This window comes from Kitasatospora sp. NPDC005856 (assembly GCF_040629945.1).
Taxonomy (GTDB): Bacteria; Actinomycetota; Actinomycetes; order Streptomycetales; family Streptomycetaceae; genus Kitasatospora.
In genome coordinates this window covers 131,198-146,574 of record NZ_JBEXWT010000006.1, presented here as the reverse complement: position 1 = coordinate 146,574, position 15,377 = coordinate 131,198, and the positions used below count along the sequence as shown (strand labels likewise).

Annotated in this window: 9 protein-coding genes; 3 read left to right on the top strand and 6 right to left on the bottom strand. The window is 75.1% G+C overall.

Annotated elements, in window-relative coordinates; genetic code table 11:
- Nucleotides 1–17: 17 nt before the first annotated feature.
- From ABZ449_RS06470 to ABZ449_RS06460, 3 genes are all read left to right on the top strand, one after another.
- Nucleotides 18–1,043, top strand: coding sequence for an RNA ligase family protein (locus ABZ449_RS06470; RefSeq protein WP_360341106.1), 1,026 nt, complete (start codon nucleotides 18–20; stop codon nucleotides 1,041–1,043).
- 185 nt (nucleotides 1,044–1,228) lie between these two features.
- Nucleotides 1,229–2,140 (top strand): diiron oxygenase, encoded by a 912-nt coding sequence (locus tag ABZ449_RS06465; protein ID WP_360341103.1) that lies wholly within the window; start codon nucleotides 1,229–1,231, stop codon nucleotides 2,138–2,140.
- Nucleotides 2,141–2,199: 59 nt separating this feature from the next.
- Nucleotides 2,200–3,894, top strand: coding sequence for an FAD-dependent oxidoreductase (locus ABZ449_RS06460; RefSeq protein WP_360341100.1), 1,695 nt, complete (start codon nucleotides 2,200–2,202; stop codon nucleotides 3,892–3,894).
- A 470-nt stretch (nucleotides 3,895–4,364) separates the two neighbouring features.
- Here the strand turns inward: ABZ449_RS06460 and ABZ449_RS06455 are convergent, their stop codons facing one another.
- From ABZ449_RS06455 to ABZ449_RS06430, 6 genes are all read right to left on the bottom strand, one after another.
- The gene (locus ABZ449_RS06455) at nucleotides 4,365–5,219 is read right to left on the bottom strand and encodes a methyltransferase domain-containing protein (RefSeq protein WP_360341097.1); all 855 of its coding nucleotides are present in this window, start codon (nucleotides 5,217–5,219) and stop codon (nucleotides 4,365–4,367) included.
- 124 nt (nucleotides 5,220–5,343) lie between these two features.
- Nucleotides 5,344–10,104: a DNA repair ATPase gene (locus ABZ449_RS06450; protein WP_360341094.1), complete on the bottom strand. Its 4,761-nt coding sequence runs from the start codon at nucleotides 10,102–10,104 to the stop codon at nucleotides 5,344–5,346.
- A gap of 98 nt (nucleotides 10,105–10,202) precedes the next feature.
- Nucleotides 10,203–12,233 carry a flotillin family protein gene (locus tag ABZ449_RS06445; protein WP_360341091.1) on the bottom strand — a complete coding sequence of 677 codons (2,031 nt, stop codon included), beginning with the start codon at nucleotides 12,231–12,233 and terminating at the stop codon, nucleotides 10,203–10,205.
- 80 nt (nucleotides 12,234–12,313) lie between these two features.
- On the bottom strand, nucleotides 12,314–13,063 hold the full coding sequence (locus tag ABZ449_RS06440) for a hypothetical protein (RefSeq protein ID WP_360341088.1): 750 nt from the start codon (nucleotides 13,061–13,063) through the stop codon (nucleotides 12,314–12,316).
- A 293-nt stretch (nucleotides 13,064–13,356) separates the two neighbouring features.
- Nucleotides 13,357–14,472, bottom strand: a complete 1,116-nt coding sequence (locus ABZ449_RS06435) for a helix-turn-helix domain-containing protein (RefSeq protein WP_360341085.1) — start codon at nucleotides 14,470–14,472, stop codon at nucleotides 13,357–13,359.
- Nucleotides 14,473–14,562: 90 nt separating this feature from the next.
- On the bottom strand, nucleotides 14,563–15,330 hold the full coding sequence (locus ABZ449_RS06430; protein ID WP_360341082.1) for a GntR family transcriptional regulator: 768 nt from the start codon (nucleotides 15,328–15,330) through the stop codon (nucleotides 14,563–14,565).
- Nucleotides 15,331–15,377 lie beyond the last annotated feature (47 nt).

Below are 15,377 nucleotides of genomic sequence, written 5' to 3'. Positions count from 1 at the left end.
CGGCGAGGATTCCGTCCGTGTCCGAGACGGTGTTCGAGACGGTGTCCGACGGGCCCGAGCTGCGGCCCTACCCGAAGATCCCCGCGCGCGGCCGCTCGGGCGGGCCCGGCAGCCGGGAGTGGACCGCGGCCGAGAAGGTGCACGGGGCGCACTTCGCGGTGGTCTGCGAGGGCGGCTCGGTGCGGGCCGCGAAGCGGCGTGAACTGCTGGACGACGAGGGGCTGGACGGCTTCTTCGGGGTGAGCCGGATCTGGCCCGGACTGTCCGTCGCGGCGGCCAGGTTCGCCGCCGCGGTGCGCGAACCCCGGGGTCCCGCCACGGTGGTGACGATCTACGGCGAACTGGCCGGCGGCCGTTACCCGCACCCCGAGGTGCCCGCCGTCCCCGGGGTCGAACCGGTCCAGACCGGCGTCTGGTACGCCCCCGGCCTGCGCTGGTTGCCGTTCGACGCCACCGTCGAGACGCCCGAAGGCCGTTGGTGGATCGCCGACCGCACCCTGCGCACGGCCGCGCGGGCCGTCGGGCTCACCTGCGTGCCCCTGCTCGGGCACGGCCCCCTGAACACCCTGCACGACCTGCCGGTGCGCTTTCCCACCCGGGTGCCCGCGCTCTTCGGCCTGCCCGACCTGCCGGACAACCTCGCCGAGGGGTGCGTCCTCAAACCCGCGGGCGAGTGGCACGAGTCGGGCACGGCCCGCCCGCTGGTGAAGGTCAAGCAGCAGACCTTCGCCGAGGACGACCGCTACGACGGCGCCCGCCCGTACCTCCCGCCGCCCCGGGGCGCGGCCGGCGTCCCGGCCTGGCTCCTGGTTCAGGCCTCCGCCCTGCTCACCCCCGCCCGGGCCGCGGCCGCCGTCAGCAAACTGGGGCCCCGCACCCCGGTGGAGGCGGTGGCGGCCGAGATCGCCCATGACGCCACGGAGGAACTCGCCGAAGCGGTGGGCGGGTTGGAGCCCGATGTCCTGGCCGCCCTGCGCCGGGCCCTGGAGCCCGGGGCGCGGGCCCTGGCGGCCTTCGACGCCGAGGACCGGCGCGGCACCTGAGCGGGGTGCGGAGCCGCGCGGGGGCGGGGGCGAGTTCGGAGCGTGCCGGAAAGGGAGGCGCGAACCGCATGTCCGCACGCCGGGTAGTTGACGCACGGGGGGTTCTCGGCAACCGGCTCTTATTGTACTGTCCGTCTAATAAGCGGGTGAGCGGGAGCCCGCGGAACAGGCACCTGGAGGCAGCCATGGCTCTCACCTGGCAGACGGGGCGCGGCCACACCAAGGCCGACGACGACGTCTCGAAGCGGCTGCTGGAGTCGGCCGCCGCCCTCTCCTACGACCCCTCGACCGAGATCGACTGGGACGCCCCCCTCCCGGAGGAGCACTACGGCCTCAACCCGGAGTGGAGCACCCTCTACGGCACCCGGCTGTGGAACGAGATGACCGAGCGGCAGCGGGTCACGCTCACCCGGCACGAGGTCTGCTCGATCATGAACACCGGCATCTGGTTCGAGATGATCCTCCAGCAGATGGTGCTGCGCGACCAGTACCTCAAGAACCCCGCCGGCGCCGAGTTCCAGTTCGCGCTCACCGAGATCGCCGACGAGTGCCGCCACTCGATCATGTTCGCCCGGGCCTGCGCCAAGATGGGCGTCCCCGCCTACCGCCCGCACAAGCTGATCGCCCAGGCCGGCCGCGCCTTCAAGGCGCTCGCCAAGGGCGAACTCGCCTACGGCGGCATCCTGGTGGCCGAAGAGGTGCTCGACGTCATGCAGCGCGACTGGATGCGCGGCGAGAACGTCCTGGAGATCGTCCGCGGCACCTCCCGGATCCACGTGGTCGAGGAGTCCCGGCACATGAAGTTCGCCCGGCAGGAGATCCGCGAGCGGATGCGCCACGCGAGCCCCGCCCGCCGGCGCGCCTCCGCCACCGGCATCGCCGTGGGCGCGTACGTCATCGTCACCAGCATGGTGCACCCCGGCGTCTACAAGGCCGCCGGGCTCGACGTGCAGCGGGCGCTCGCCGAGGTGCGGGCCAGCGAGCACCGCAAGGCGATGATGCGCACCAGCTCCCGGCACCTGATGGCCTTCCTCGCCGAGACCGGGCTGCTCACCAGCCGCTCGGCGGCCGTCTACCGCCGGATCCACATGCTCTGACGGACCGCCGCGACGACGCCCTCCCATCCCCCACGCGCAGCGAGGACCCCACTCCGGCCATGGCCTACGCGATCACCCAGACCTGCTGCAACGACGCCTCGTGCGTGTCCGTCTGCCCGGTCAACTGCATCCACCCGACCCCGGACGAGCCGGAGTTCGGCACCACCGACATGCTGTACATCGACCCGCGGGCGTGCATCGACTGCGGCGCCTGCGCGGACGCCTGCCCGGTCGACGCGGTGTTCCCGGTCGACCGGCTGCGCGGGCCCGACACCGTGTTCGGCGACCTCAACCGCGACTGGTTCCGCGACCACCCCAGCGACCACGCCTGGGGCGCGCCCACCTTCCCGCGCAGCCTGCCGGACGAGCTCGGCGCGCTGCGGATCGCCGTCGTCGGCACCGGTCCCTCCGCCGGGTACACCGCGCAGGAGCTGCTGCGCAGCACCAGCGCCGAGATCACCATGATCGACCGGCTGCCGGTCACCGGCGGTCTGCTGCGGTACGGCGTCGCGCCCGACCACCAGTCCACCAAGCGGATCGCGGAGAGCTTCGCGAGTGTCTTCCGCGACCCCCGGCTGCGGATGCACCTCAACGTGGAGATCGGTACGGACGTCACCCACGAGGAACTCGCCGCGCACCACCACGCGGTGGTCTACGCGGTCGGCGCGGCCGCCGACCGGCGGCTCGACGTCCCCGGCGAGGACCTGCCGGGCAGCCTGCCCGCGACCGCCTTCGTCCGCTGGTACAACGCCGAACCGACCGTACCCGCCGACGTGGTGGACCTGACGGCGGCCGAGCGCGTGGTGGTGGTCGGAAACGGCAACGTCGCGGTGGACATCGCCCGCGTCCTGCTCACCGACCCCGACCGGCTCGCCGCCACCGACATCGCCGACCACGCGCTGGCCGCGCTGCGCCGCAGCCGGGTCCGGGAGGTCGTGCTGCTGGCCCGGCGCGGGCCCGAGCAGGCGGCGTGGACCAGGGCGGAGTTCCTGGCGCTGCGACAGCTGCCGGGCGTCGAGGTGGTGGTGGAGGACCACCCGGAGGTGCGGGCGGCGATCGAGGCGGCGGGGGGCGGCTCGGGGGCGGGTCCGGGCTCGGCGGCCGGTACGGATTCGAGGGCGGCGCTGCTGGCCGGGCTGCCGCTGGTGGCGTACGACGGGGCCGCGGAGCCCGGGCCGGGGCGGCGGATCGTGCTGCGGTTCCTGTCGGCGCCGGTCGAGCTGTCCGGGGACGGGCGGGTCGAGGCCCTGACCGTCGAGCGGACCACCCTGGCGGCGGACGGCCTGGTCGAGGGCACGGGGGAGAGGGACGTGCTCCGGGCCGGACTGGTGGTGCGCTCCATCGGGCACCGGGGCGTACCGCTGCCCGGGCTGCCGTTCGACGAGCGGACCGGCACGGTCGCGCACCGGGACGGGCGGGTCGTCGACCCGGAGACCGGCCGGCCGCTGCCGGGCACGTACGTGGTGGGCTGGGCCAAGCGCGGGCCGTCCGGGGGGATCGGCGCCAACCGGGCCTGCGCGCGGGAGACCGTGGACGCGCTGCTGGACGACGCGGCGGCCCGGGCACTGCCGGCCCCCGGGGCGGGGCGCAAGGACTTCGAACGGCTGGTGCGGCACCGGCGGCCCGACGCGGTGGGACTGCGGGAGCTGCGGGCCGTGGAGCGCGCGGAACGCGAGCGGGGCGAGGTCGAGGGGCGGCCCCGGGTGAAGCTCGCCAGCGTGCCCGAGCTGCTGGCGGCGGGGCGGCGGCGGTAACGGGAGGCTGCCGCGGCGGGGAGGGCGGGACGTGCGCGGGAAGTCGGGTGGGCCGACTTCCCGCGCACCCGGCCACGCCCCGCAGGGGGTTGACCTGCCGCGCGCCGGGTTGACGTGACCGTGTCCCGGCGCGGGCGGGGTGCGTTGGGTGGGTGTGAGTGGATTCGGGAGGTTGCCGGTACCGGAGCGACGGCCGGGTGAGGAAACGATCCTGCGCGGAGTCCCGGACAGGCCGCCGGAACAGCCGTGGACGCCTCCGACGGCGGTGATGCCGGTGATGCCGGTGATGCCGGTCGTACCCGTGGCACCGGTGACGCCGATCGCGGAGCCCGGTCCGGAGACGCCCATCTACGCGGAGCTGGTACGGCGCTGGCGGGCCGAGGGGCGCTCCGTCCCCGGGCTTCCGGGTACCGCTCGTGGGCCGGCACCGGACGGTCCTGCTCGATGATCCGCACCGAGGCCCGCAGTGTTCACCTCGTTGGCTTGACGGCCGTGTGAACGTACCAGGCGACGTGCTCGCGGACCTCGTACATCTCCACCGTGGACCGGAGATTGATCCACTTGGCCGGATCGCCGATGCGGCGCACCACCTCCCACGGCAGCCGGAAGTAGGCGTGCACCGCCTCGAAGGTGGGCGTGTAGTACGGCGTCGCGTCCAGCGCCTCCTCGACCTCGAACCCGGCCTCGCCGAGCAGCCGCGACAGGTTGCCGGCGTGGTAGATCCTGGCGCCGGTCATCGTCATCGCTTCCAGGAACGACTCGATCAACGCCCGTGGGCGCGGCGCCAGTTCGTCCAGCGGTCCGACGCTGATCGGGCCGAGCAGCACCAGCCGCCCGCCCGGGCGCAGCACCCGGTGGAACTCGGCCAGCGCCCGGGCCGGGTCGTAGGAGTGGACCAGCGTCTCCATCGAGTACGCGCCGTCGAACTCCCCGTCGCCGAACGGGAGCCGGTGGTAGTCGCCCCAGTGGAAGGTGGCCCGCCCGTCCGAACCCGCCCGGGCGCCGAGCCGGCGCGCCTCGGCGAGGTGGAAGTCCAGGACGTCGACCCCGGTCACCGTCAGCCCGAACCGCGTCGCCATCGCCTGTGCGACGGACCCCGTCCCGCACCCGGCGTCCAGCACCCGCGCCCCCGCCGGCAGCGCCAGCTTGCGCCCCAGCACGTCCTGCAACTGCCGCTGCGCCCGCCACAGCCGCCACTTCGACTGCCCCGGCTCCGTCCATCCCCAGTGCCGCGCGTTGCGTGCCACCCGGGTGTAGAACCACCGGCTCCCCGCCCGCCCGTACACCCTGCGCAACCCGCCCAGATCGAGTCCCTCAGCGCTCATACGGCCGAACTACCCGCCCACCCGCACCGACTACCCGCCGCCGTAGCCGTTTTCCCCGAACGGAGGAATCGTCGGGTGATCGGATCGGGCCGGTGGGACCGGCCGATCCCGAGCACCCTTCGGATCAAGGACGTTCGGGGGTTCGCCCGCGCTCCCGCCAGGAGCGCTTCAACTCCGCCCAGCGCGCGGCCTGCTCCTCCGTCAGCACGCCCCGCAGTTCCGCCAGCTTCAGGAGCTGGGCTTCGGCGTCGGCGCCGAGGGGCTGGGCCTCGGCACGGTAGTGGTCGGTGAGGAGGGCGTCGAGTTCGGGGCGGGTGAGGGCGGGGTCGAGGCGCTGGGCGAGTTTGGCCATGTTGCGGTAGGAACCCTGGAGGAGGAACGGGGGCTCGGTGCGGGTGCGGTCGTCCTGGGCGGCGGAGGCCAGGTAGGCGCGGTTGACGGCCAGGACGGTGGTGCGCAGGTGGAGCAGACCGGCCAGGACGGCGGTCATCCGGTCGACCTCGGCGGCGGGCCAGGCGCCGGCCAGGGTGCCGCCGGGCAGGCCGCCGGCGCGGGCGAGGAGGGTGTCGAGGTCGGCGCGCTCGGCGGTGGCGAGCGGGGCCAGGTGGGGGCCGGCGGGCAGGGCGTTCTCGACGAAGCTGAGCGCGAAGAGGTCCTCGCGTCCGGCGACGGCGTCGCCGAGGTTCCACACGTCGGCGCGGTTGGCGAGCATGTCGGGCAGCCGGAAGAGCCGGCCGGACTCGGTGTACGGGTTGGCGGCCATGACGACGGCGAAGCGCTTGCCGCGCAGGTCCCACTCGCGGGCCTCGCCGTCCCAGACGCCGTCGATCCGGCGCTGGGCGTCGCACAGCGGGATGAAGCGCTGGAGGAACTCGGGCGAGGTGTGCTGGACGTCGTCCAGGTAGAGCAGCACGTTGTCGGCCGCGTGCAGGGCGAAGTTGAGCTTCTCGACCTCGCGCCGGGAGGTGGCGTCGGGGGCCTCGGCGGGGTCCAGCGAGGTGACCCGGTGGCCGAGCGCCGGGCCGCTGACGGAGACCAGCAGCAGGCCGAGCCGTTCGGCGAGGTACTCGACCAGGGTGGTCTTGCCGTAGCCGGGCGGGGAGACCAGCAGCAGCAGGCCGCTGCGGTCGACCGGGCCGCCGGACTCGGCCGTGCCGAGCTGCTTGGCGAGGTTGTCGCCGACCAGCGGCAGGTACACCTGGTCGATCAGCCGGTTGCGGACGAAGCCGTTGAGCGGGGCGGGCCGGTACTGGTCGAGTCGCAGCCGGGCGTGCTCGGCGGCCAGCAGTTCGCCGCGCAGCCGCTGGTAGGCCCGGTAGCCGGGCACCTCGACCCGCTCGAACTCCCCTACCCTGGCGAGCAGTTCGTCCAGGCGGAGGTCGAGCGCGCCGCCCGCGAGCCGCGGGTGGTCGCCGAGCAGCCCGGTGATCCGGGCGCCCACGGACCCCTCGGCGGGCCGGCGTGGCAGGGACGGGCAGAGCAGCGCGGCGGCGGCCTCGGCGAGGTCGCCCGGGTCGGCGTCGACGGTGCCGGACTCCAGCCAGGCTGCGGCCAGTTGGCGTCGTACGGGCAGCAGCTCCGGGTCCTCGGGCAGTGCGGCCAGCGCCTCGGTGAGGCCGGCCGACTCGGGTGCCGCGCGGAACTTGTCGAGCAGTGCCGCGGCGCCCGAGGAGTGGGCGAAGCTGGGTGCGGCGGCGGCCAGTTCGGCCACCAGATAGGGGCCGGACGGCTCGGTGCCCGGGACGAACTCGGCCACGGCGGCGGAGAGTTCGGCGGCCAGCGCGTCCAGGGCGGCGAGCGCCGGCTGCGCCGGGGCGCCCCCGAAGGCGTGCCGGGCGAGGCCCAGCGAGCGGGCCCGGGTGTGCCAGAGCAGCCGCTGCCGCTCGTCGGTGCCGTGCGCCCAGTACAGCTGCGCGGCCGCCCGGGCGCCCGCCGGGTGGCGCAACAGCCCGGCCTCGGCGCCGAGCCGGAGCAGGGCGCGGAGCAGCAGCGCGGCGTCGTGGTCGTGCACGCCGCGCTGGTAGCCCTCGTCCGGGCGCTGCTCGGCGGCCCGCCGGACGTACTCCAGCAGGTCGCCGTCGGTGGTCGGCGCCGCTGCCTCGACGGCCGGCAGCAGGCTCGCGGCGAGGTACTCGGCGCGGTACAGCTGCGGGGTCTCCGAAGGCAGCGGCCGGGCCCAGTACCGCTCGGTGGCGGCGAAGGCCGGGTCGGTGACGGGGGAGCGGTAGTCGGTGCCGGTGAGGGTGAAGGCGGGGCGTCCGCGCCAGGGCACCAGGGCGAGTTCGGGCCGCTGGGTGGTGACGGCGAACAGGTGCCGGCCCAGCCGCAGGGTGCCGGGGCCGTCCCCGGCGAGTTCGGCGCGGTCGCGCAGGGCCCGCTGGGCGCGGCCGCGCGCCGTGCGCAGCCGTCCGGTCAGCTCCTCGGCCCGGACCCGGTCGCCGAGTGCGGTCAACTGCCCGGCCAGATCCCGGAGTTTGACGGCCGTGGGGTCGGCGGCGAAGGCCGCCTCGATCTCCTCCGCGGTGTCCAGTGCGGCCAGCCGGCGGTGCAGGGTGTCGAGGATGCGCCCGGCGGAGGCGGCCAGCCGGTCGGCGCGCCGGGCCCGCTCCTCCAGCAGGTGCTGGCGGCGGCCGGTGAGCGCGTCGTGGATGTCGGTGCGCCGGGCGGTGAGCTGCTCGCCGAGGGCCGGGTCGGCGTCGGCGAAGCGGGTCTCCAACTGCTCGATCCGCAGCAGCAGCCGGCCGAGCTGCTCGTCGCAGGCCTCGGGGGTGTCGGCGGCGGCGAGCGCGGCGGTGGTGGCCTGGCCGAGCAGGGCGGTCTCGGCGGCGAACTCGGCGGCGGCCTCGCGGGTGCGCAGCTCCCGGCGGCGCACGGTCAGCGCGGACCGGGCCCGGTTGAGCAGCCCGAGCACGTCGGCGAGTCGGTCGAGGACGGCGGTGCGGGTGGTGGCGTCGGCCAGGTCGAGGGTGCCGACCAGCTCCGAGACGGTCTGCAACGCCTCGCTCTGGGCGGCCAGTCGCAGGCCCAGCGGCTCGGCCTCGGCGGCGGTGGCGATGGCGGCGCACCGCTCGGCCAGCTCGTCGGCGCGCCGCCGGTGCGGCTCGAAGGCGGTCGGCTCGGCGAGCTGGACGACGGCGCGGTCGGCGGCCTCGGCCAGGCCCTCGGCGAGGTGTGCGGCGAGCGCGTCGATCCGCTCCGCGTCGGCGCGCGGCAGGTCGCGCAGCGCCTCGACGCGGCCCTGGGCGCGGCGCAGTCCCGCCAGCCGGTCGACCCACTCGGCGGCGTCGGCCAGGGTCTCGCCGCGGGCGGTGCGCAGCAGGCCCTCGACGTGCTCGGCGGCCTCCTCGGTCTGCCGGGCGGCGTGCGCGGTGAGCTGGGCGACGGCCTCGTACTCGGCGACGACCTGCCGGGCGGTGTCGCGGATCTCGGCGAGCGGTGCGGCGAGGTCGCCGAGGCCGCTCTGGCCGAGCCAGTGGTGCCGGTCGGCGGCGCGGGTGCAGGCGGCGAGGACGGCTTGGTGGCCGGCCGGGGTGTCGGCGCCGGCCGCGGCCAGCCGGGCCAGGGCCAGGCAGTCGGCCAGGCCGCGGACCAGGTCGGCGTTGCCGATCCGGGCCAACGGCCCGCTGCCGGGCGGCTGTTGCGCGGCGAACCGCTCGCTGCTGAACGGGGTCTGCCAGAGCTGGACGGGGTGCAGCCTGGTCGGCCCGTCCTCGGCCGGGCGCAGGGCGATCAGGGTGCCGTCGGCGAGCAGCGCGTAGCCCTGGCAGGGCAGCGGGGCGGCGGCCTCCTGGCGGACGCTGTTGTACGGCTGGAGCAGGGCGCGGCCGTCGGCGGGGGAGCGGAACTCGTACAGCACGTCCTCGCCGTTGGGCGACAGGACGGTGCGCTCGTACACCAGGCCGTCGACCGGCTGGTCGAAGACGCGCACGGTGCCGTCCACCAGGTGGCAGCCGCCGGGGAAGGCCACGCCCTGGTCGGCGGGCAGCCGCAGGCAGGCCTGGCCGAGCGCGTCGATCCGGGTGACGGTGCCGGTGGGCAGGTGGACCACCAGGTGCCGCTCGGTCTCCTCCTGGTACGGGCGCACGCGCACCAGCAGCAGGGTGCCGAGCCGGGCGTGGGCGATCCGGGCGTCGGCCAGGGTCTGGAGCACCTCGGCGAGCGGCTCGCGGTGCAGCTCCCGGCCGTCCGGGGCGGCGATGGTCAGCCGACCGCCGTCGACGCCCACCAGCAGCTCTCCGGCGAGGTCGGCGCGGGGCGGGCGGCCGGGGCCGGCGGGCAGCTGGTCGTCCCGGGTGAGGGGGGTCCACGGCAGCTGCTGCCCGTCGGCGGGGGTGTGGTCGCGTTCGCCGCGCCCGTCCAGGTAGGACGGCTGCGCGTCGTCGGCGAGGTCGCCGTCCAGGCGCCAGCGCAGCACCCGGACGTCGGCGGCGGCCGGGCCGGTGCGGAAGACGGCGAGGAGCCGGCCGTCCACCGGGCGCAGCCGCTCCAGGCGGGCGTCGCGGAAGTAGCGCCGCAGATCGGTGAGGTCCTGGTGCAGCCGCGGGTCGTCCAGCAGGGTGCCCTCGGCGGGCGCGGGGGAGAGGTCGGGGTGGTGCAGGCCGAAGACGTCGTCGAAGTCCCCGGTGCCGTCGATGAGTTCGACCGGCTGGGTGCCGAGCAGCAGCAGCCCGCCGACGGCGGTGAGGTCCCGCGGCAGGCAGGACCGGGTGGTGGTGAGCCGCCCGGTGCCGGCCAGCCGCAGCTCCCCGCCGCCGAACTCGGCGACCCGGCGGGCGTTCAACGCCTGGGCCCGGTCGGCGAGTTCGGCGGCGGCTCGGGCGAGCCGGTCGCGCAGGACCTCGTAGGTGCCGGCGTCGAGCCGGGCGTCGAGGGCGTCCACGGTCACGGTCACGTTCCTCAGTCGGATCGGTGGATCGGTTGGTCAGTGGGCTCGGTCGACCGGTCGGATCACGCGATCGGCGGACCGACCGGTCGCCCGGTGGGTCACCTGGAGCCGTTGGCCGCGGCGAGCGGGCCGGCCAGCGCCCCGAGCGGGGTCTCCGCGACGCCCAGCTGCCGCGCCGACTCCAGCAGTTGGCGCAGCTGCCCGGCCTGGTCGCCGGCGCCCGAGCCGATCAGCTTCAGCAGCAGGGCGGACACCGTCAGGTTCTGCACGTCCGCCGTGGAGACCGAGGAGAGCACCCTGGTGAGGTCCTCGGTGAAGCTGGCCCGCCCGTCCAGCCAGGGCCCGGCCAGGGTCTGCGCGGTCTGCGAGTGGCCGACGAAGGCGTCCACGCTCTTGCCGGCCGACACCGACTGCACCAGCCGGTCGAAGAAGACCGAGTCCCCGCCGACGATGTCGATCTTCGCCTTCTCCAGCCCGGCCGCGACCAGCGCCGCCTGGGCCTCGGCGATCTGCCGCTGGGTGTCCAGCCCGGCCAGCCGGACGTCCTTCTCGGCGGCCAGCCGCAGGCGGTACTCCTCGTGCCCGCGCGAGGCCTCGTCCAGCTTGGCCATCGCCGCGGCCTTCTCGGTCAGGCCCTCGGCCTCGGCCTTCAGCCGGCCGCCGATCTCCAGCGCGGCGGCCTTGGCCTTCTCGCTCTGCACGACGGCCTCGGCGCGTCCGACCTTCTCCACCGCCGCGGCCTCCTGCTCGCGGACCTGGACCCGGGCCAGGCCCTCGGCGGCGGCCTCCGCCCGGATGCCCTCGGCCATCCGGATCTTGGCGGCCGCGTCCAGCTCGGCGGCCCGCTGCCGGGCCTCGGCCAGCACCAGCGCCTCGCGGGCCTTGTGCGCGGCGGCCTGCTCGGCGGCCTCGGCGGCCTTGATGTCCTTGACGAGCTTCTCCTGCGCCTCGGCCTCGGCCTGGATCACGACGGCCTTGCGGACCCGCTCGGCCTCCTCGGTGGCGCGCAGCGTCTTGACGGCCTCCTCCTGCTCGGCGACGGTGCGGTCCACCGCGACCCGCTCGCGGACCACGTCGGCGACCTCGCGCTTGGCGGACTCGACCTCCTTCTCCTTGGCGATCGAGGCGAGCTGGGTCTCCCGCTCGCGGCCGACGACCTCCAGCAGGCGGTCCTTCTCGATCCGCTCGTTCTCCACCGCGATCACCCGCTCGCGGTTCTTCTGCGCCACCGCGACCTCGCGGGCCTGGTTCTCCCGCTGCACCCCCAGCAGCTCCTCGGTGCGCAGGAAGGCGGTCTGGGCGTTGAGCCGCTCCTCCTCCTGCACCCGGGCGATCACCGCGTCCTCCTTGGCCCGCAGGGTCTCGATCTCCCGGCGCTGGCGGATCTCCGCGTCGGCCTGCCGGCGCTCCAGCTCCAGGACGGCCTCCCGGGCGTCCACGTTCTGCCGGGTGATCTCCTTCTGCTCGTTGCGCTGGTACTCGTTGGTGCGCACGTGCTCGATCGCCGTCAGCTCGGTGATCTTGCGGATGCCCTGGGCGTCCAGGATGTTGTCGGAGTCCAGCTGGCTCATCGGGGTCTGTTCCAGGTGGTCGATGGCCGCGTCCTCGAGGGTATAGCCGTTGAGGTCGGTGCCGATGACCGCGATGATCTGGTCCCGGAACTCGTGCCGGTGGGTGTACAGGTCGGTGAAGTCCAGCTGCTTGCCGACGGTCTTGAGCGCCTCGGCGAACTTGACGGCGAAGAACTCCTGGATCGCCTGCGGGTCGCTGGCCCGGGCGGTGCCGATCGACTGGGCGACCTTGACGACGTCCTCGACGGTCTTGTTGACCCGGACGAAGAACGAGATCCGGATGTCCGCGCGGATGTTGTCCCGGCAGATCAGGCCGTCCCGGCCGGCCCGGTGGATCTCCACCGTCTTCGCGGTGATGTCCATCAACTCGGCCTTGTGGAGCACCGGGAGGACGACCGCGCCGGTGAAGGTCACGTCCACCTTCTTCGTCCGGGAGACGATCAGTGCCTTGCCCTGCTCGACCTTCTGGAACAGGCGGCCCACGAACAGCAGCATGGCGAGCACGATGAGCAGCACGACGGCGACGAGCACGCCGAAACCCACGGCGATGGTGTCCATCACGGAGTCCTTTGACGAGATGGCGAGTTGGTGCGAAGAGAGGTGATGAGGAAAGCGGATGCAGGTGAAGTGGTGCGGGGTCAGGAAACGGGCGGCGGGTCGAAGGGCGCCACCAGGAAGTGCTCGCCCTCGGCGTCGTAGTCGAAGATCAGGGCGGTCCGCCCGGCCGTCAGGGCCGGTTCGGGCGTCGCCGTACGGACCTGGACGGTCGCGGTGGAGCCGTCCTCCGCGGTGACCTCGGCCTGCCCGAAGTCGGCCGTCACCCGGCCGGTCCGGATCACGCAGACCCGGCCGACGAAGTCCCCCCGGGTGACCGGCCGGTCCTGCGGGAACAGCCGCGACAGCGGCCGGACGAGCACCCGGGTGCCCGCCCAGGCGGCGACCAGCGCGACGACGAACACGCCGCCGCGCGCCGGTGCCCCCGAGGTGAGGACGGTGCCGGACAGGCTGACGAACCAGGCGAGCGCGACCAGCAGCGACACCGCCACCGTCACGGGCACCCCGCCCAGCCCCAGCGCGTCCAGCACGCCCGTGTGGTGGCCGGCCCCCTGCCGGTCGGACCCGTCGCCGGCACCGTGTCCCCCGGCACCGTGCCCGGCGTGCCCCCCGGCCCCGTGTCCCCCGTGTCCCCCGTGTCCGAGGTGCCCGGTGTGCCCCGCGTGTCCGACGTCCACGTGGTGCCCGCCGCCGTGCCCCCCGTGCACGGCGCCGGGAACCAGGCCGCCCAGCAGCATCAGCAACCAGTACCCGACCACCACCACCAGCGCGAAGCTGAACATCGCCGTCGGAAAGGCCAGCGCGGCCGCGAAGAATCCCCCCACCCCGGCCACGCTCCCCGTCTTTCCGCCGGCGCCGCGCTTCGGCGCCGGGGAGATCATGGCAGTGCCGCGGCCCGCCGCACATTGCCAGGATCCGGCAATCTTTACGCCCTCTTGACACCCTGGTACGCACGGTCCGCGTGACACTGCAACGACTCGGCAACAGAACGGCCGTCGGACGGCACCGCCGCCGCCCCGCGGGTTTGCGGCGGCGGGTTTGCGGCGGCGGGTTTGTGGCGGCGGGTGTTCGGCGGCGCGTGTTCGGCGGCGGGCTCCCAGGGCGGCGGGCCGTCGCCGAGGCGGGACTACAGCGGTTGTTCCGGCCAGTTCAGCAGCCGCGCCCCCATGGCCGCCGTCTCCAGCGTGAAGCGCTGGAGCGCGTCCGCCGGGTCGTACCCGGTGAGCGCCTTGATCCGCTCCAGCCGGTAGCCCAGCGTGCGCACGCTCAGGCCCAGCCGGCGCGCCGCCTCCGCGTTCACGTACGCGGCCTCCGCCTGCACCACGATCGTGTCCAGCAGCGGACGGGCGCCGCCGCGCGCCTCGGTCAGCGGGCCGAGCACGCTGCGCACCAGATCGGCCATGGCCGCCCGGTCGCGCATCAGCACCGGGAAGACCAGCAGCTCCTCGGCCCGGAGCTGCCGGGCCGGCAGGTCCAGCCGGTGCGCGTAGTCCAGCGTGTCCAGCGCCTCCTCGTAACTGCGCAGCACCCCGCTGGGCCCCGAGTGCCGGCGGCCGGTGGCCACCCGCCGCACCGGGCGGTAGCCGGGTCCCGGGCGCAGCGTCAGCTCGGCGAAGGCCTCCAGCACGGCCCGCTCGGAGTCCGGGGCGATGCAGACCAGCCGGCCGTCCTTGCCGGCCAGCAGCACGTCCCGATCGCCGAACCGCCCGGCCAGGTCCCGCTCCACCCGGTGCACCAGCGGATGCACGTCCGCGAACGGCTCGTCGCCCACCGCGACCGCCACCGTGTACGAGCCCGCCAGCCGCAGCCCGAACCGCTCCGCGCGCTCGGCGAGCAGCCCGAGGTCGCTGCGGCCGAACAGCAGGTCGTCGACGAACTCCCGCCGGGCCGCCTCCTCCTGGCGGACGGCCAGGCGCTGCGCCCGCTCGTGGCCCTCGCCGAGCGCGGCCAGCGCGGCGTCGGTGGCGGAGAGCACCGCGTCGCCCATCCGGCGCAGCTCGCCGACGCTGCTCGCGGAGGCCGTCCCCGGCAGGGTCTGCCAGGCCCGCCGGGCCGCGGCCAGACAGTGCGACACCACCTCGCGCAGCCCGTACCCCGCCTCCGCGCAGTGCTCGCCGAGCTTGCGCAGGCGCTCCAGCTCCTCGCGGCGCGGCAGCCGCCCGGTGCGGGAGACGTCGGCGAGCAGGACGAGGTAGACCTCGGCCAGCTCGACGGGTATGTCGTAGTCGATCTCCTCGGTCACCGTGTTCCGTCAACCCCCGTGCGGCCTGGTCGTCCGGCGCTGAATTTATCAGGGGCGCCGGGGCGCCGACCGGCCGCGCCACCGGCCGCGCTACCGGTCGCGGAAGTGCAGGACGAAGCGCGCGCTGCTGCCGTCGATCCGGCGCCGCACGTACAGCGCCGGGGTGCCGTCCGGGGTGCAGCTGACGCCCTCGCGCACCAGCAGGGCGGTGCCCGGCGGGATGCCCAGCAGCTCGGCGTCCGCGAGGTCCGCGCCGACCGCGCCGAAGGCCCGCCAGTCGTACTCCAGCTCCACGCCGGCGGCCCGCGCCAGGTCCGGCACCAGGTTCCCGCGGCGGCCCGGCCGGACCAGCTCGGCGGGCAGCGGGCCGAACGCCACCCAGTAGCTGCTCGCCGCCCGGGCCCGCCCGCCCAGCCGGATCACCGAGTCCACCCGGGACAGCTCCGCCGGGGCGCGCCCCAGCTGGCGGGCCGCCTCCGCGTCCTGCGGCGAGCCGGTGACGGGCGGAGCGGCCACCACGAACTCGCCGTCGGTGCCCTCCTCGTTCGGCAGCGCGGTGAGCACGCTGCCGAGGTCGAAGCGCTGGCTGCGCGGGTCCACGGCGATCGAGACCCGGACGGCGGGCGGGCGGACGAAGGTGCCCACGCCCCGGCGGATCTCCACCACGGCGGCCCGCTCCAGCTCCGCCACCGCCTGCCGCACGGTCAGCCGGTTCACGCCGAACTCGGCGCTCAGCTCGGACTCGCTGGGCAGCCGGGTGCCGGCCGGGTAGGTGCCGGCGTCGATGCGCTCCTGGAGCCGGCGGGCCAGGCGGCGGTACACCGGGGTGTTCGGGGAGCTCGAGGGGTTCGTCGCCACGGGCCCGATCCTACGGAGCCCGCGTCTGCCGCCCGGGTCGTCCGTGC